At 58.6% G+C, this 16,283-nt stretch carries 14 protein-coding genes, 4 tRNA genes and 1 riboswitch; of the genes, 14 read left to right on the top strand and 4 right to left on the bottom strand.

Going from position 1 to position 16,283, the window contains the following annotated elements:
- Positions 1-4 precede the first annotated feature (4 nt).
- The 5 genes from astA (at position 5) to astE (ending at position 5,329) form a co-directional block, all read left to right on the top strand.
- The gene (gene astA, locus MF6394_RS31015; protein WP_003193612.1) at positions 5-1,030 is read left to right on the top strand and encodes an arginine N-succinyltransferase; all 1,026 of its coding nucleotides are present in this window, start codon (positions 5-7) and stop codon (positions 1,028-1,030) included.
- The gene (gene astD / locus MF6394_RS31010; RefSeq protein WP_161794298.1) at positions 1,027-2,496 is read left to right on the top strand and encodes a succinylglutamate-semialdehyde dehydrogenase; all 1,470 of its coding nucleotides are present in this window, start codon (positions 1,027-1,029) and stop codon (positions 2,494-2,496) included. Before astA ends, astD begins: the two co-directional genes overlap by 4 nt.
- A gap of 156 nt (positions 2,497-2,652) precedes the next feature.
- Positions 2,653-3,999, top strand: coding sequence for an N-succinylarginine dihydrolase (gene astB, locus MF6394_RS31000; RefSeq protein WP_003193608.1), 1,347 nt, complete (start codon positions 2,653-2,655; stop codon positions 3,997-3,999).
- 26 nt (positions 4,000-4,025) lie between these two features.
- Positions 4,026-4,313 carry a hypothetical protein gene (locus MF6394_RS30995; RefSeq protein WP_003175651.1) on the top strand — a complete coding sequence of 96 codons (288 nt, stop codon included), beginning with the start codon at positions 4,026-4,028 and terminating at the stop codon, positions 4,311-4,313.
- 11 nt (positions 4,314-4,324) lie between these two features.
- Complete coding sequence (gene astE, locus MF6394_RS30990) at positions 4,325-5,329, top strand: succinylglutamate desuccinylase (RefSeq protein WP_044267671.1); 1,005 nt, start codon at positions 4,325-4,327, stop codon at positions 5,327-5,329.
- 133 nt (positions 5,330-5,462) lie between these two features.
- Here astE and MF6394_RS30985 read toward each other — a convergent pair whose 3' ends face one another.
- Entirely contained in the window at positions 5,463-5,972 is a 510-nt protein-coding gene (locus tag MF6394_RS30985) for a 6,7-dimethyl-8-ribityllumazine synthase (RefSeq protein ID WP_003193604.1), read from the bottom strand.
- Between the two features lie 97 nt (positions 5,973-6,069).
- Positions 6,070-6,239: riboswitch (FMN riboswitch) on the bottom strand.
- A gap of 190 nt (positions 6,240-6,429) precedes the next feature.
- Here MF6394_RS30985 and ltaE point away from each other — a divergent pair.
- The 8 genes from ltaE (at position 6,430) to mgtE (ending at position 14,176) form a co-directional block, all read left to right on the top strand.
- A complete protein-coding gene (ltaE, locus tag MF6394_RS30980) occupies positions 6,430-7,434 on the top strand; it encodes a low-specificity L-threonine aldolase (RefSeq protein ID WP_078468187.1) in 1,005 nt (334 codons plus the stop codon).
- A gap of 146 nt (positions 7,435-7,580) precedes the next feature.
- Positions 7,581-10,199: an alanine--tRNA ligase gene (gene alaS / locus MF6394_RS30975; RefSeq protein WP_078468186.1), complete on the top strand. Its 2,619-nt coding sequence runs from the start codon at positions 7,581-7,583 to the stop codon at positions 10,197-10,199.
- A 94-nt stretch (positions 10,200-10,293) separates the two neighbouring features.
- The gene (locus MF6394_RS30970) at positions 10,294-11,535 is read left to right on the top strand and encodes an aspartate kinase (RefSeq protein ID WP_003193595.1); all 1,242 of its coding nucleotides are present in this window, start codon (positions 10,294-10,296) and stop codon (positions 11,533-11,535) included.
- Positions 11,536-11,709: 174 nt separating this feature from the next.
- On the top strand, positions 11,710-11,898 hold the full coding sequence (gene csrA / locus MF6394_RS30965) for a carbon storage regulator CsrA (RefSeq protein WP_003175645.1): 189 nt from the start codon (positions 11,710-11,712) through the stop codon (positions 11,896-11,898).
- A 62-nt stretch (positions 11,899-11,960) separates the two neighbouring features.
- Positions 11,961-12,051: transfer RNA gene (locus tag MF6394_RS30960), tRNA-Ser, on the top strand.
- A gap of 108 nt (positions 12,052-12,159) precedes the next feature.
- Positions 12,160-12,236 (top strand) — tRNA-Arg (locus tag MF6394_RS30955).
- Positions 12,237-12,308: 72 nt separating this feature from the next.
- Positions 12,309-12,385, top strand: a tRNA-Arg gene (locus MF6394_RS30950).
- 348 nt (positions 12,386-12,733) lie between these two features.
- Complete coding sequence (gene mgtE / locus MF6394_RS30945) at positions 12,734-14,176, top strand: magnesium transporter (protein ID WP_003193593.1); 1,443 nt, start codon at positions 12,734-12,736, stop codon at positions 14,174-14,176.
- A gap of 101 nt (positions 14,177-14,277) precedes the next feature.
- On the opposite strand, the gene MF6394_RS30940 is transcribed toward mgtE, so the two are convergent.
- From MF6394_RS30940 to MF6394_RS30930, 3 genes are all read right to left on the bottom strand, one after another.
- Positions 14,278-14,604 (bottom strand): Arc family DNA-binding protein, encoded by a 327-nt coding sequence (locus tag MF6394_RS30940; protein ID WP_003193592.1) that lies wholly within the window; start codon positions 14,602-14,604, stop codon positions 14,278-14,280.
- Positions 14,605-14,998: 394 nt separating this feature from the next.
- Positions 14,999-15,178: a PA3371 family protein gene (locus MF6394_RS34880; RefSeq protein WP_003193590.1), complete on the bottom strand. Its 180-nt coding sequence runs from the start codon at positions 15,176-15,178 to the stop codon at positions 14,999-15,001.
- A gap of 11 nt (positions 15,179-15,189) precedes the next feature.
- A complete protein-coding gene (locus tag MF6394_RS30930) occupies positions 15,190-15,417 on the bottom strand; it encodes a hypothetical protein (protein WP_078468189.1) in 228 nt (75 codons plus the stop codon).
- A gap of 322 nt (positions 15,418-15,739) precedes the next feature.
- Between MF6394_RS30930 and MF6394_RS30925 the strand changes: the two genes are divergently transcribed.
- Positions 15,740-15,816, top strand: a tRNA-Arg gene (locus MF6394_RS30925).
- Positions 15,817-16,283 lie beyond the last annotated feature (467 nt).

The following is a 16,283-nucleotide window of genomic DNA, read 5'->3' as shown; positions in this document are numbered from 1 at the left end:
TAGCATGATCGTTCGTCCCGTACGCAGCAGCGATTTACCGGCCCTGATTGATCTGGCGCGCAGCACTGGCACCGGCCTTACCACCTTGCCGGCCAACGAAGAGCGCCTGACCCACCGGGTGGGCTGGGCGGAAAAAACCTTTCGCGGCGAAGCCGGGCGCGGCGATGCCGACTACCTGTTCGTGCTGGAAAACGATGAAGGCCGCGTGGTGGGAATTTCCGCCATCGCTGGCGCCGTCGGCCTGCGCGAGCCGTGGTACAACTTCCGGGTGGGGCTGACCGTCAGTGCGTCCCAGGAACTGAATATCTACCGTGAGATTCCGACGCTGTTCCTGGCTAACGACCTCACTGGTAATTCCGAGTTGTGCTCGTTGTTTTTGCACGCCGATTACCGAAACGGCCTCAACGGTCGCATGCTGGCCAAGGCGCGCATGTTGTTTATCGCCGAGTTCCCGCAACTGTTCGGCAACAAGATCATTGCCGAGATGCGCGGTGTGTCCAACGACGCCGGGCGTTCGCCGTTTTGGGAAAGCCTGGGCCGGCACTTCTTCAAGATGGAGTTCAGCCAGGCCGACTACCTCACCGGCGTGGGCAACAAGGCGTTTATCGCTGAGCTGATGCCCAAGTTTCCGCTGTACAGCTGCTTCCTCTCCGAAGACGCACGCAATGTGATCGGCAAGGTCCACCCGGACACCGAGCCGGCCCTGAGCATGCTCAAGAGCGAAGGCTTCAGCTACCAAGGCTATGTGGATATTTTCGACGCTGGCCCGGCGGTGGAATGTGAAACCAGCAAGATTCGTGCGGTGCGCGACAGCCAGTCACTGGTGTTGGCCATCGGCACACCGGGGGACGACGCCACGCCGTTCCTGATTCATAACCGCAAGCGCGAGGAGTGCCGTATCACCGCCGCTCCGGCCCGGCTGGCGGCAGGCACCCTGGTGGTCGATCCGCAGACCGCCAAGCGCCTGCAACTGGTGGTGGGTGATCAAGTGCGTGCTGTTGCGTTGTCTGCTGCTCGGGAGTCGAAATAATGAATTCGCTGTATATCGCAGGTAGCTGGCTGGCTGGCCAGGGTGAACTGTTTGAATCGCGCAACCCGGTGACCCAGCAAGTGCTGTGGGCCGGCAATGGCGCCAGCGCCGAACAGGTCGAATCCGCCGTGCAGGCTGCGCGCCAGGCATTCCCGGCATGGGCCAAGCGCTCGCTCGAAGAACGCATCAGCGTGCTGGAAACCTTCGCCGCCACGCTTAAAAGCCGTGCCGACGAAATCGCCCGCTGCATTGGCGAAGAGACCGGTAAGCCATTGTGGGAATCAGCCACCGAAGTCACCAGCATGGCCAACAAGATTGCGATCTCGGTGCAAAGCTACCGCGAACGTACCGGCGAGAAGAGCGGCCCCCTGGGCGACGCCACCGCTGTGTTGCGCCACAAACCCCACGGTGTGGTGGCGGTGTTCGGCCCTTACAATTTCCCTGGGCACTTGCCCAATGGGCACATCGTCCCGGCGTTGCTGGCGGGTAATACCGTGCTGTTCAAGCCGAGCGAACTGACTCCCAAGGTCGCCGAGCTGACCGTACAGTGCTGGGTCGAAGCCGGTTTGCCGGCGGGCGTGCTGAACCTGCTGCAAGGCGCGCGGGAAACCGGCATCGCCCTGGCGGCCAACCCAGGCATCGACGGCCTGTTCTTCACCGGTTCCAGCCGCACCGGCAACCACTTGCACCAGCAGTTCTCCGGGCGCCCGGACAAGATCCTGGCCCTGGAAATGGGCGGTAATAACCCGCTGGTCGTGGACGAAGTCGCCGACGTGGATGCGGCGGTGTACACCATCATCCAGTCGGCGTTTATCTCGGCAGGCCAGCGTTGCACCTGTGCCCGCCGCTTGCTGGTGCCTGAAGGTGCCTGGGGCGATGCCTTGCTGGCGCGCCTGGTGGCGGTGAGTGCGAGCATTGAAGTAGGTGCTTTCGACCAGCAACCGGCGCCGTTCATGGGCTCGGTGATTTCACTTGCTGCGGCCAAAGCGTTGATGCAAGCCCAGGAACTGATGTTGGCCAATGGCGCCGTGGCGCTGCTGGAGATGACCCAACCTCAGGCTCAGGCCGCGTTGCTGACCCCTGGCATCATCGACGTGACCGCTGTGACGGAACGTGAAGACGAAGAGCTGTTTGGCCCGCTGCTGCAGGTGATCCGCTACGCGGATTTTGCCGGTGCCATCGCTGAGGCCAACAACACCCAGTACGGCCTGGCCGCTGGCCTGTTGTCGGACTCCGAAGCGCGTTACCAGCAGTTCTGGCTGGAAAGCCGCGCCGGTATCGTCAACTGGAACAAGCAGTTGACCGGCGCCGCCAGTACCGCACCGTTCGGTGGTGTCGGGGCGTCGGGCAATCATCGCGCCAGCGCCTATTACGCGGCGGATTATTGCGCGTACCCGGTGGCGTCGCTGGAGACGCCAAGCCTGATAGTCCCGGCAACGCTCACGCCAGGTATAACGCTGATCTAAATGTGGGAGCGGGCTTGCTCGCGAAAGCGGTGGTTCAGTCACTTCAAATGTTGAATGACATACCGCATTCGCGAGCAAGCCCGCTCCCACAATGGATCTGTGGTGTATTCAAGTGATTTGATGCCTATAAAAACAGATGTTCGTGGAGCCTCGCCGATGAAATCCTGTGAAGTCAATTTTGACGGTCTAGTGGGGCCGACCCATAACTACGGCGGTTTGTCCTTCGGCAACGTCGCGTCCCAAAGCAATAGCCAGCAGTCTTCCAACCCGAAGGAAGCGGCGTTGCAGGGCCTGCAGAAAATGAAAGCCCTGATGGACATGGGCTTTGTGCAAGGTGTATTGGCGCCCCAGGAACGCCCGGATGTGGCCGCCTTGCGCAGCTTGGGTTTCAGCGGCACCGACGCCCAGGTGATCGAGCAGGCTGCCAAGCAGGCCATGCCTTTGCTGGTAGCGAGCTGCTCGGCATCCAGCATGTGGGTAGCCAACGCCGCCACCGTCAGCCCAAGCGCCGACACCGCAGACGGCCGCGTGCATTTCACTGCCGCCAACCTCAATTGCAAATACCACCGCAGCATCGAACACCCCACCACCAGCCGTGTGCTGGGGGCGATGTTCGCCGATGGCAAGCATTTCGCCCACCACGCCGCCTTGCCGGCCGTGGCGCAGTTTGGCGATGAAGGCGCGGCCAACCACACGCGTTTCTGCCGTGAGTACGGTGAGGCGGGCGTGGAGTTTTTCGTCTTCGGCCGTAGTGCCTTCGACCCCCGTTACCCCGCCCCGCAGAAGTACCCGGCGCGCCAGACCCTGGAAGCCTCCCAGGCCGTTGCGCGCCTGCATGGCTTGAAGGATGACGGTGTGGTCTACGCCCAGCAGAACCCGGCGGTGATCGATGCGGGTGTGTTCCACAACGATGTGATCGCGGTGGGCAACGGTGAAGTGCTGTTCTATCACGAGGATGCGTTCCTCAACACCGAACAGATGCTCGCCGAACTGCACGGCAAGTTGGGCAAGCTGGGCGGCAACTTCCAGTCGGTGTGTGTGCCTCGCGCGTTGGTCAGTGTCGAGGACGCGGTGCGTTCCTACCTGTTCAACAGCCAGTTGCTGACTCGGCCTGACGGTTCGATGCTGCTGATCGTGCCGGAAGAGTGCCGCGCCAATGAGCGTGTGTGGCAGTACCTGCAAGGTTTGACCGCTGCCGGCGGGTTGATTCGCGAGGTCAAGGTCTTCGACCTCAAGCAAAGCATGCAGAATGGCGGTGGGCCGGCGTGCCTGCGTCTGCGCGTGGCGTTGAACGAAACCGAGCTGGCGGCCGTGAACCCAGGGGTTATCATGACCGCGCCGTTGTACGAAACCCTGACCCAATGGGTAGGCAAGCACTACCGTGACAGCCTGCGCGAAACCGACCTGGCTGACCCGCAGTTGCTGCTTGAGTGCCGGACGGCACTGGATGAACTGACGCAAATCCTTAAACTGGGCTCGGTTTATCCTTTCCAGATCAATTAATGCCACACGGCTGAGATATTTTATTTATGACCGACACCCTGAAACTCATCCTTGAAGACACCGACGGCACCCAGCTGGAAACCTCCTGCACCCGCGTCGCCGTGGTCTGGCAGGGCAAGGAGATCTGGATCCAGCACGATGGCCGCGGCCAACTGCTGATTGGCGTGGACGTAGAAGAAGGCGACGCCGAGTACGCCAACCTGCTGATGCGCCCATTGGCCACCAACCTGATGAGCCTGCAACTGGAAATGGAACCGGCCGACGTTGAAGGTGACGACGACGATCACGTCCACGGCCCAGGCTGCAACCACTAAGGAAGCTGCTTATGCTCGCCCTCGGCAAACTGCTTGAACTGACCCTCGCCGGTCGTGAACCGGCGCAAAAAATTCAACTGACTGTCGACGGCGTGCAGATGCGCTGGCTCAGCGAAGGCGCGCTTGAAGTGCGTCCTCCTGAAGCTTTGGACAACGGCAGCGACTTGCTGCTGTCGTCCGGCATCCATGGCAACGAAACCGCGCCGATCGAACTGCTCGACCGCCTGTTGCATGGCATCGCCCGCGGGGAGATCAAGCCCCGCACCCGTATTCTGTTCCTGTTCGGCAATACCGAGGCCATGCGCCGCGGTGAGCGTTACCTCGAACTGGACGTCAACCGGCTGTTCAACGGCCGTCATGAACAAAACATCGGCCCCGAAGCCATGCGTGCCGCTGAGCTTGAGCAATTGGCCCGCAGCTTTTTCAGCCAGCCTGGCCGCTCGCGCTTGCATTACGACCTGCATACCGCGATTCGCGGTTCGAAAATCGAGCAGTTCGCGTTGTACCCATGGAAGGAAGATCGACAGCATTCGCGCCGTGAGCTGGAGCGCTTGAACGCTGCTGGCATGCAGGCGGTGCTGCTGCAGAACAAAACCTCGATTACCTTCACCGCGTTCACCTACGAGCAACTCGGCGCCGAGGCGTTCACCCTGGAGTTGGGCAAGGCGCGGCCGTTTGGACAGAACGACGGTGTGGACGTGTCGCGCCTGGAAGCGCGTCTGAAGCAGATCATCGAGGGCAACGAGCCTGAGACCGATAGCCTCGACGGCCTGCAACTCTTCGCCGTTGCGCGAGAAGTGATCAAGCACAGCGACGCCTTCCTGATGCACCTGCCCGCAGATGTGGAAAACTTTTCGGAATTGGAAAAGGGCTACCTGCTGGCCGAAGACGTGGCCAAGACCCGCTGGGTGATCGAGGAGGAGGGCGCCCGCATCATCTTCCCCAACCCTAAGGTGAAGAACGGCTTGCGCGCCGGAATATTGATCGTGCCCACCACGGACGCCGGCCTGGCCTAAGAGCCGAGGCTGGCTCGATCTAATGTGGGAGCTGGCTTGCCTGCGATAGCATCACCTGGGTATCACTGATACACCCAGGTGTCTGCATCGCAGGCAAGCCAGCTCCCACACTGGTGTGCGGTGAGGCTTAGATTTAGACCGCTACCGCACGCGGCTCGCTACGACGGATCGCGCGCACCTTGTGCAGCGTATCGGCGCAGGTGCGCGCTGCTTCCTGGCCCTTGTGCACGAAGTGCTCGTAGAAGAACGTGGTGTGCTCGCTGCCGGCGTGGAAGTGATGCGGCGTCAGGGACACCGAGAACACCGGCACTTCAGTTTCCAGCTGCACCTGCATCAGGCCGCTGACCACCGATTGCGCGACGAATTCGTGGCGGTAGATGCCACCGTCCACCACCAGCGCGGCAGCGACGATGCCGGCGTAACGGCCGGTCTTGGCCAGCAGCTTGGCGTGCAGGGGCATTTCAAAGGCGCCGCCGACTTCGAAGAAGTCGATGTCCGATTCCTGATAACCCTGGGCGATCATTTCGGCGAGGAAGCCTTTGCGCGATTGGTCGACAATATCCTTGTGCCAGCAGGCCTGGATAAACGCGACGCGCTCGCCGTGATGGTTTTTGCTTTTGCTGTCGATTGCGGTGGGTTGCATGTTCTGACTCCTGTTTAAGAAAAAAACAGGGCGTTATGAATCGAATGGGATTTAAGGGTACGCATGCGCAAACAGGCGCGCGGCCCTTAGGTGCCAATCCCGTTCTCTCTTCATCCGGACTATGACCGTCGGCCCCGGGATCACACCGGGTCTGCTGACCTTGTCGCCGTCCTGCCTGAGCAGTTCGAGGCGCCAAGCGCTCGCGGGCTATGCACATTGCGTGCAATTACCGCCGGTGGGGAATTGCACCCCGCCCTGAGAACGTTGCCGCCAGAACCCTGGCGGCGCAGAGTTTTTAACATGGTTTTTCAAAAACTGCACGGTTGCCGTCTCGATAACTTATATCGGTTTGTTTGGTTGGTATTCGATTGAATGTTATCGGGGCTTGATATTCCGTGGCTTTGCCCGCAGTAATCACACACAAAAGGACTTATCCATTACGTTAGAGGCCCCCTTGATGACCGTGATCGACCTGCGCAGCGACACCGTGACCCAACCCACCCCCGGCATGCTCGACGCGATGGCCAGCGCCGTCAGTGGCGACGATGTCTACGGTGAAGACCCCAGCGTCAACCGCCTGGAGGCCGAACTGGCCCAGCGCCTGGGCTTTGCCGCGGCGCTGTTCGTACCCACCGGCACCATGAGCAACCTGCTGGCGTTGATGGCTCACTGTGAGCGCGGCGAGGAATACATCGTCGGCCAGCAGGCCCACACCTACAAATACGAAGGCGGCGGCGCGGCGGTGCTGGGGTCGATCCAGCCGCAGCCCCTGGAAGTCCAAGCTGATGGCTCCCTTGATCTGAACCAGGTGCTTGAAGCCATCAAGCCCGACGACTTCCACTTCGCCCGCACACGCCTGCTGGCGCTGGAAAACACCATGCAGGGCAAAGTGCTGCCGCTGGATTACCTGGCCAAGGCCCGTGCATTTACCCACGAGCATGGCCTGGCCCTGCACCTGGATGGCGCGCGCCTCTACAACGCGGCGGTCAAACTGGGGGTGGATGCGCGAGAAATCGCCCAGCATTTCGATTCGGTGTCGGTGTGCCTGTCCAAGGGCCTCGGCGCGCCGGTCGGCTCGGTGTTATGCGGCTGCGCGGCACTGATCGCCAAGGCACGGCGACTGCGCAAGATGGTCGGCGGCGGCATGCGCCAGGCCGGCTCCCTGGCGGCGGCGGGGCTGTATGCCCTTGACCACCAGGTACAGCGCCTGGCTGACGACCATGCCAACGCCCAATGGCTGGGCGATGAGTTACGCAAGGCCGGCTACAGCGTCGAGCCGGTGCAGACCAATATGGTGTATGTGCAGGTAGGCGATCAGGCGCAGGCGCTGAAGGCCTTTGCGGCTGAGCGTGGGGTCAAGTTGAGCGCTGCGCCGCGCCTGCGCATGGTCACCCATCTGGATGTGAGCCGGGCGCAGATCGAGAAAGTGCTGCAGACATTCGTCGCGTTTTCGCAGAAATGACAGTGCAGGCCGTCTAATTGACTGTTTCTATCACATAAACACGCTGTACCACCGGCAAAGGGCCGATATAATGCGGCCCTTTGCCGTCGCTCCGTCTGATGATGTTGCGCACTGGCCTTTGGCCGCAGCCTCCGTGGAAGAACCTAATGAAAAGCGCAGAAATCCGTGAAGCCTTCCTTCGCTTCTTCGAAGAGCAAGGTCACACCCGTGTAGCCTCAAGCTCCTTGATCCCAGGCAATGACCCAACCCTGCTGTTCACTAACGCGGGGATGAACCAGTTCAAGGACTGCTTCCTGGGCCAGGAAAAGCGCGCCTACACCCGCGCCACCAGCAGCCAGAAGTGCGTACGCGCCGGCGGCAAGAACAGCGACCTGGAAAACGTCGGCTATACCGCCCGTCACCACACCTTTTTCGAGATGCTGGGTAACTTCAGCTTCGGCGACTATTTCAAGAAAGACGCGATCACCTTCGCCTGGACCTTCCTCACCGGCGTGCTGAAGCTGCCCAAGGAAAAACTCTGGGTCACCGTGTACGCGACGGACGACGAAGCGTATGACATCTGGACCCAGCAAATCGGTGTACCTGCCGAGCGCATGATCCGTATCGGCGACAACAAAGGCGCGCCTTACGCGTCCGATAACTTCTGGACCATGGGCGATACCGGCCCGTGCGGCCCGTGCACCGAGATTTTCTACGATCACGGCGACGATATCTGGGGTGGCCCGCCAGGCTCGCCAGAAGAAGACGGCGACCGTTACATCGAGATCTGGAACAACGTGTTCATGCAGTTCAACCGCACCGCCGACGGCGTGTTGCATCCGCTGCCGGCACCGTCGGTGGACACCGGCATGGGCCTGGAGCGGATCAGTGCGGTGATGCAGCACGTTCACTCCAACTACGAGATCGACCTGTTCACCAACCTGCTGAGCGCTTCGGCGGCGGCCATTGGTTGCGCCAATGAAGGCCAGTCTTCGCTCAAGGTGGTGTCGGACCACATCCGCTCCTGCGGTTTCCTGATCGCCGATGGCGTGCTGCCGTCCAACGAAGGCCGTGGCTACGTGCTGCGTCGCATCATCCGCCGCGCATGCCGTCACGGTAACAAGCTAGGCGCTACCGGCAGCTTCTTCTACAAGATCGTGGCCGCACTGGTTGCCGAGATGGGCGATGCCTTCCCGGAACTCAAGCAACAGCAAAGCAACATCGAGCGGGTGCTCAAGGCTGAAGAAGAGCAGTTCTCCAAGACCCTGGAGCACGGCCTGAAGATTCTCGAACAGGACCTGGCTGAGCTCAAAGGCACCGTGGTGCCGGGTGATGTCGTGTTCAAGCTGTACGACACCTATGGTTTCCCGATGGACCTGACCGCCGACATCGCCCGCGAGCGCGAGCTGACCGTCGACGAAGCCGGTTTTGAGCGCGAGATGGAAGCCCAGCGCGTGCGTGCGCGTTCCGCCAGTTCCTTTGGCCTGGACTACAACACCCTGGTCAAGGTCGACGTACCGACCGAGTTCACCGGCTACAAGTCCACTGCGGGCTCGGCCAAGATCGTCGCCATCTATAAAGACGGCAAGTCGGTCGACGTATTGAGCGAAGGCGAAGAGGCGGTTGTGGTGCTGGACCAGACGCCGTTCTATGCCGAGTCGGGTGGCCAGATTGGCGATTGCGGTTTCCTGAGCTCGACATCCGGTCGTTTTGACGTGCGCGACACCACCAAGACCGGCGGCGCGTTCCTGCATCACGGTGTGCTGGTGCTGGGCAACTTGACCGTGGGCGCGCCGGTAGACACCCAGGTTGATGCCGACGTGCGGCATGCCACGGCGTTGAATCACTCGGCCACTCACTTGCTGCATGCCGCGTTGCGCCAGGTACTGGGCGAGCACGTGCAGCAAAAAGGTTCGTTGGTGGACAGCCAGCGCCTGCGCTTTGACTTCAGCCACTTTGAAGCGATCAAGCCTGAGCAGATCAAGGCACTGGAAGACATCGTCAACGCCGAGATTCGCAAGAACACCCCGGTTGAAACCGAAGAAACCGATATCGAGACCGCCAGGAACAAAGGCGCCATGGCGCTGTTTGGCGAGAAGTACGGCGACGAAGTCCGCGTGCTGAGCATGGGCGGCAGCTTCTCGGTAGAACTCTGTGGTGGTATCCACGCCAACCGTACCGGCGATATCGGCCTGCTGAAGATCATCAGCGAAGGCGGTGTGGCCTCGGGTGTGCGTCGTATTGAAGCGGTGACCGGTGCTGCGGCCCTGGCTTACCTCAATGCAGCCGAAGAACAACTCAAGGAAGCGGCCGGCCTGGTCAAGGGCAGCCGCGACAACCTGATCGACAAGTTGTCCGCCGTGCTGGAGCGCAACCGTGCGCTGGAAAAACAGCTGGAGCAGTTGCAGGCCAAGGCGGCCAGCGCTGCAGGTGATGACCTGTCGGCAGCGGCGGTTGACGTCAAGGACGTAAAAGTCCTGGCGGCGCGCCTGGACGGGCAGGACGGCAAGGCGTTGTTGGCCTTGGTCGATCAGTTGAAGAACAAGCTCGGCCGCGCAGTGATCCTGCTCGGCAGTGTCCATGAGGATAAGGTCGTTCTGGTTGCTGGTGTAACCAAGGACCTGACTGGCCAACTCAAAGCCGGTGATTTGATGAAGCAAGCCGCTGCGACAGTGGGCGGCAAGGGCGGTGGTCGTCCGGACATGGCGCAAGGCGGTGGTGTCGATGCCGCAGCTCTGGACGCGGCGCTGGCCTTGACCGTGCCATTTGTCGAGGCAGGTATTTAAGGCACTGTTAACCGGCCCGTGGTCTAGTCACGGGCTTGTTCAGTGCGGGTGGATTGATATTAGGCGCCCCTTTACGGGCTGAGGCGGCTTGGAAATGGCTTTGATCGTACAGAAATTTGGAGGCACCTCGGTCGGTTCTGTCGAAAGAATCGAGCAGGTCGCCGACAAGGTTAAGAAGTTCCGCGATGCCGGTGATGATCTGGTAGTGGTGCTGTCGGCCATGAGTGGCGAGACCAATCGCCTGATCGATCTGGCCAAGGCCATCAGTGGTGATCAACAGCCGCTGCCGCGTGAGCTGGATGTGATCGTCTCCACGGGCGAGCAGGTGACCATTGCGCTGTTGGCCATGGCGCTGAACAAGCGTGGCGTGCCAGCGGTGTCCTACACGGGTAGCCAAGTGCGCATTCTTACAGACAGCGCACATACCAAGGCGCGGATCCTGCAAATTGATGATCAGAAAATTCGTACTGATCTGAAAGCAGGGCGCGTGGTAGTTGTAGCGGGTTTCCAGGGCGTGGATGAACACGGCAACATCACCACGCTCGGTCGTGGCGGTTCGGACACCACCGGTGTGGCCCTGGCAGCAGCGCTAAAGGCTGACGAATGCCAGATCTATACCGATGTGGATGGCGTCTACACCACTGACCCACGCGTCGTGCCAGTGGCCCAGCGCCTGGACAAGATCACCTTTGAAGAAATGCTGGAAATGGCCAGCCTTGGTTCCAAGGTGTTGCAGATTCGCGCGGTGGAGTTCGCCGGCAAGTACAACGTTCCGCTGCGCGTATTGCACAGCTTCAAGGAGGGTCCGGGCACCCTCATTACTATTGATGAAGAGGAATCCATGGAACAGCCGATCATTTCCGGCATCGCTTTCAATCGCGATGAAGCCAAGCTGACGATCCGTGGCGTGCCAGACACCCCGGGCGTGGCTTTCAAGATTCTGGGCCCTGTCAGCGATGCGAATGTTGAAGTCGACATGATCGTGCAGAACGTTTCGCACGATAACACCACCGATTTCACCTTCACTGTGCACCGCAACGAATACGATGCGGCATTGAAAATCCTGCAGAACACGGCGAGCGAGATTGGCGCCCGTGAAGTGGTCGGCGATACCAAGATTGCCAAGGTGTCGATCGTAGGGGTGGGCATGCGCTCCCATGCTGGCGTTGCCAGCCGTATGTTCGGGGCCCTTGCCAAGGAAGGTATCAACATCCAGATGATTTCCACCTCGGAAATCAAAGTCTCGGTAGTGCTCGAAGAGAAGTACCTGGAACTGGCTGTACGCGCGCTGCATACCGCTTTTGAGCTGGATGCTCCGGCCCGACAGGGCGAGTGATGCGTTGCCAGGAAGGCGCGGTTTACCGCGCCTTTCATTTTTTTGTGGGGTACATGGTCTTTTGCATGGGCTCGACAATACTTAGCGAGTAGGGCTACGACCTTTTGGTTGTAGGTTGAATGCTTTTTTTTTGCAGACTGTTGTTCCTGAACTGAAATGCGTGAGGTGAAAGGTATGCTGATTCTGACTCGTCGTTGCGCAGAAAGCCTGATTATCGGTGATGGCGAAATCACCGTGACCGTGCTCGGCGTCAAAGGTAATCAAGTACGTATTGGGGTTAATGCTCCGAAAGAGGTGGCGGTCCACCGCGAGGAAATCTACCTGCGGATCAAGAAAGAGAAGGACGAAGAACCAAGCCTTTAATTTTTATCGTTTTTTATGTTTGCAAACGGGGAGGAACGTGGTTAATATACGCCCCGTGTTGCGGAGAGCTGGCCGAGTGGCCGAAGGCGCTCCCCTGCTAAGGGAGTACACCTCAAAAGGGTGTCGGGGGTTCGAATCCCCCGTTCTCCGCCATTATTTGCTTAGTACGTTGCAATCTGGTTTTTTCGGTAAGTTGTTGAAAATACTCGAAAAAATAGCTTTACATAGAGATTGAACGGCCTATAATGCGCGGCAACAAATGCACTCGTAGCTCAGCTGGATAGAGTACTCGGCTACGAACCGAGCGGTCACAGGTTCGAATCCTGTCGAGTGCACCATTTAAGAGTTAGTTGCAGCGATGCAGGTAGCTTGGCTTCAACCAGTTGTGATCTGGTCTAAAAACACAATCTGCACTCGTAGCTCAGCTGGATAGAGTACTCGGCTACGAACCGAGCGGTCACAGGTTCGAATCCTGTCGAGTGCACCATACAAACAAAAAGCCCGCCTAGTGCGGGCTTTTTGCCGTCTGGGGTTTGTGTAGCTTTTATCCGGTGTTTTCCTTTTTCTCCCTCCTCATGTGTTTTCCCTCGCGCCTGCGTCGTCGCAGTTCATAGATGCAGCCAATACTGAGCTTTAGCGTGCAAGCGCTTGTTCTTTCCAGTTTTTTAACGTTTAAAACGTCCGGGCGGTGTATCATGCGCCCGTCAGCCCCGCCGGGGCTTGTGGAATACCTCCATGGACTTACCCAGTAGTTACTCAGTACCCCGTTTTACCAATCATGAATTGACTGATTGATCCTTCCGGCGTGCCCCGCTGCTGGGAGTGGAGTTCGCCTATGACCGAAGTAGAAGTAAAGAAAACACAAGAAAGCCTGCAGGATCGTCTGGCTCAAGTTATCGAGCTGCTGCAGCGCCAGCGCGTGGTCGAAGACCTCACGCACCGCCAGGAAGGTCCGAACCACGACCGCGTCGAAAACCTGGTTCACCGGCAAAACCTCGTCGAGTTGCAACGCAAGCTCGATGACCTGCACTCCGCCGACGTTGCCTATATTCTTGAAGCCTTGCCGCTGGATGATCGACTGACCCTGTGGCAGTTGGTCAAGGCTGATCGCGACGGTGACATCCTGCTGGAAGTGTCGGACTCGGTGCGTGAGACGCTCATCGCCGACATGGATGACCACGAACTCCTGGCTGCCGCCAAGGAGATGGATGCGGACGAACTGGCTGACCTGGCCCCTGAGCTGCCCCGTGATGTCGTTCATGAGTTGATGGAGGCGCTCGATACGCAACAGCGTGAGCGTGTGCGTTCTGCGCTGTCGTACGACGAGGACCAGGTCGGCGCCCTGATGGACTTCGAGATGGTCACCATCCGCGAAGACGTCAGCCTTGAAGTGGTGTTGCGTTACCTGCGCCGTCTCAAAGAATTGCCCGGCCACACCGACAAACTGTTTGTGGTCGACTATGAGGGGATCCTCAAGGGCGTTTTGCCGATCAAGCGCCTATTGGTCAATGATCCGGAGAAGAAAGTTGCTGACCTGATGGCCAGCGATACCGTGAGTTTCCATCCGGACGAAGATGCCTACGACGCGGCCCAGGCATTCGAGCGTTACGACTTGATCTCGGCGCCGGTGGTGGATAAGAACGGTAAGTTGATCGGTCGTCTGACCATCGATGAAATCGTTGACTTGATCCGTGAGGAAAGTGAAACCGAAGTCCTCAACATGGCGGGTTTGCGTGAAGAGGAAGATATTTTTGCGTCGGTGTGGCGTTCACTGCATAACCGCTGGGCCTGGCTGGCTATCAATCTGATTACCGCGTTTATCGCTTCTCGCGTGATCGGGTTGTTTGAAGGCTCCATCGAGAAACTGGTGGCCTTGGCGGCGTTGATGCCGATTGTGGCGGGCATTGGCGGTAACTCCGGGAACCAGACCATCACCATGATCGTGCGCGCCATGGCGCTGGACCAGGTCAGTACCGCCAATTCCTCACGGCTGCTGCGCAAGGAACTGGCGGTAGGCCTCATAAACGGATTGGTGTGGGGCGGCGTGATTGGCGTGGTGGCCTACTTGCTCTACGGTAGTTGGTCCCTGGGCGTGGTCATGACTGCAGCCATGACCCTTAACCTGTTGCTGGCGGCCTTGATGGGGGTGTTGATCCCTATGACCTTGGCGCGTCTAGGTCGCGATCCCGCCATGGGGGCCAGTGTGATGATCACGGCCATGACTGACAGTGGTGGCTTCTTCATCTTCCTGGGCCTGGCAACGATCTTCCTGCTCTGACCCTTCCAGCGGGGGCAAACCTGCCCTCGCTTTGCTTCTTATTCCCAAATGCCAGGCAAAAAAAAGCCAGCACATGGCTGGCTTCGGCTTTCAGGTGTCAATCAATTGGCTTCTGCGGCCGCCTCCACGTCATGCGCGATAAGCGAGACGAGAGCATTTTGCTGGCGGTGGGAGAGCTGACGAAAACGCTGCAGCAGTTCGCGTTCGTGCAGTGACAGCTCGGGGCTGTCCAGGCGCATGCTCAACTCTTCACCCAAGGCACCTTCCTGAATAAGGCTTTGTTCCAGGCGTGCGATGATTTCGGAGTTCATGCTGCGGTGATGATTGCGAGCCACCTCGGCAATGCGTTCCCGCATTCCGTCTGGCAGACGTACGACGAATTTGTCAGCCGTACGGCTGGAATAAATTGCCTGTTTCAATGGGCGCATATATTTAACCGGTTAGTTCAGGGGAGCGGTTTCTGGAATTGGCCGCAAGATGAGTGTTAAGACAAGGCTCACGACCAAAGTTCAACCCGAATTGCAAAGAGGCCGCATCATGCCTCAGATTTGACATTTCATTGGCGTCAATTCTGTGACAAATATTGAACCGCCTACAGGCTTTATGCCAGCACTGATTTGCGTTTTTGCGGACTGGTTGGAAAAAATCCCGCGAGTGCAGCGAAGCTCGTCAATCTTCGCCCAAGCCTGCACGGCATCCGGGTTGAAGGGCGCCCGTCCTATAGCGATATGGCCTTTTGCCCTCAAGCTTAAGGTTAGTAGCTGTTCGCCTATTTACGAGTGTCAGGCGACATAAGGTAGGGGAGGGAGATGGGGAAGGGGGTTAGCGAAGGAGCGGATCGAATTTGATTCGGCGACCCTTGATGAGTGTCAGTACCAGTAGGCTGCCCAGCACGGCGCTGGCGACGAAGGCTAGGGTTTGAGTTTGTTGTGATGTAGCTCCCAGGCCTAGCGCAACAGATAGGAGCGTCAGGCACAGAAACAACCAGGCAGATTTCGACATGAATAGTGTTCTCAGAAAACCCAATGCTCGGCCGCTGGCGCTGATTGTGTATCTTGGGTCAGGTGGATGGGAGACTGGGGGTTTGCAGTCATCAGTGCCAACTGAGGGCGCTGTTGCAGATGGTGGGGAATGGCTTGGCTGATTTGCGCGCCGTCTTCAGTACTGGTCGGCTGAAAATGAAACGTCACCACCGTAGCCAGTGCCACAGCGTTCAGTGCTAGTAGAAGGGCGCTGTTCATCATCATAGTCTCCACGGTGCCTGGAACGATTGGTTTTGTGTTTATGACTTTGCAGATGTCGTGCCAATCTATTATTCCAATAAAAACAACGAGTTAAGTTTGTTTTTTGAGGGCGCTGGGTTGCAGTTTGCAATGATGGCATATTGGCGCAGTGCAATTTGCACGATGACGGTGAAGGTCTTGGCATGCTGGATGAGGTGATGAACGTACGCGCAAGGATTGGCCTACAGTCAAAATGCCAACGGACGACATGACAAAACCAGCCTCGGCCGTTAAGATGCACGCCGTCTGTCGCTAGCCCTTCAGGGTAAGTGTGGCATTTGTCCCAGTAGCTCAATTGGATAGAGCATCCCCCTCCTAAGGGGAAGGTTGGCCGTTCGAACCGGCCCTGGGACACCATCTCTGTAAAGCTTTCCCCTCCTGGTATTCGCCGATCTCAACAACAGTCATCCTCGTTCCTCGCCTGTGCGGGATCCAGCCGCGCTTCTTTCGGTTGAGATCTAGATGCATTTGTGTGGGTGGGAATAATTCACGTCCCTAGGTTGTGCGCTGCTTCTATATAGAAGAGGCGGTGGGGCACCCTGGTTTTTATAGGCGAGTAAGTGTTTCGCTTTTTTTAAGATAAGGGGGTTGACGTTCATGGCGATCCCTGTAGAATTCGCCTCCCGCTTACGAGAGATCGCAAGCGCAAGTGGTTGAAGTTGTTGGAGAAATCTTCGAAAACTTCTGAAAATAACCGCTTGACAGCAAATGAGGCTGCTGTAGAATGCGCGCCTCGGTTGAGACGAAAGATCTTAACCAACCGCTCTTTAACAACTGAATCAAGCAATTCGTGTGGGTGCTTGTGGAGTCAGACTGATAGTCAA

Source organism: Pseudomonas sp. MF6394, assembly GCF_002018845.1.
Taxonomy (GTDB): domain Bacteria; phylum Pseudomonadota; class Gammaproteobacteria; order Pseudomonadales; family Pseudomonadaceae; genus Aquipseudomonas; species Aquipseudomonas lactis.
This window is presented reverse-complemented; position numbering and strand designations above follow the sequence as displayed.

What these genes read in the sequence shown, in the direction of transcription:
- MF6394_RS30995 (WP_003175651.1), top strand. Translation starts at nt 4,026, where the DNA reads ATGACCGACACCCTGAAACTCATCCTTGAAGACACCGACGGCACCCAG.
- MF6394_RS30940 (WP_003193592.1), bottom strand. Translation starts at nt 14,604, where the DNA reads ATGCGCCCATTGAAACAGGCAATTTATTCCAGCCGTACGGCTGACAAA.
- alaS (WP_078468186.1), top strand. Translation starts at nt 7,581, where the DNA reads ATGAAAAGCGCAGAAATCCGTGAAGCCTTCCTTCGCTTCTTCGAAGAG.
- astB (WP_003193608.1), top strand. Translation starts at nt 2,653, where the DNA reads ATGAAATCCTGTGAAGTCAATTTTGACGGTCTAGTGGGGCCGACCCAT.
- ltaE (WP_078468187.1), top strand. Translation starts at nt 6,430, where the DNA reads ATGACCGTGATCGACCTGCGCAGCGACACCGTGACCCAACCCACCCCC.
- csrA (WP_003175645.1), top strand. Translation starts at nt 11,710, where the DNA reads ATGCTGATTCTGACTCGTCGTTGCGCAGAAAGCCTGATTATCGGTGAT.
- astE (WP_044267671.1), top strand. Translation starts at nt 4,325, where the DNA reads ATGCTCGCCCTCGGCAAACTGCTTGAACTGACCCTCGCCGGTCGTGAA.
- MF6394_RS30970 (WP_003193595.1), top strand. Translation starts at nt 10,294, where the DNA reads ATGGCTTTGATCGTACAGAAATTTGGAGGCACCTCGGTCGGTTCTGTC.
- MF6394_RS30985 (WP_003193604.1), bottom strand. Translation starts at nt 5,972, where the DNA reads ATGCAACCCACCGCAATCGACAGCAAAAGCAAAAACCATCACGGCGAG.
- mgtE (WP_003193593.1), top strand. Translation starts at nt 12,734, where the DNA reads ATGACCGAAGTAGAAGTAAAGAAAACACAAGAAAGCCTGCAGGATCGT.
- MF6394_RS30930 (WP_078468189.1), bottom strand. Translation starts at nt 15,417, where the DNA reads ATGAACAGCGCCCTTCTACTAGCACTGAACGCTGTGGCACTGGCTACG.
- MF6394_RS34880 (WP_003193590.1), bottom strand. Translation starts at nt 15,178, where the DNA reads ATGTCGAAATCTGCCTGGTTGTTTCTGTGCCTGACGCTCCTATCTGTT.
- astA (WP_003193612.1), top strand. Translation starts at nt 5, where the DNA reads ATGATCGTTCGTCCCGTACGCAGCAGCGATTTACCGGCCCTGATTGAT.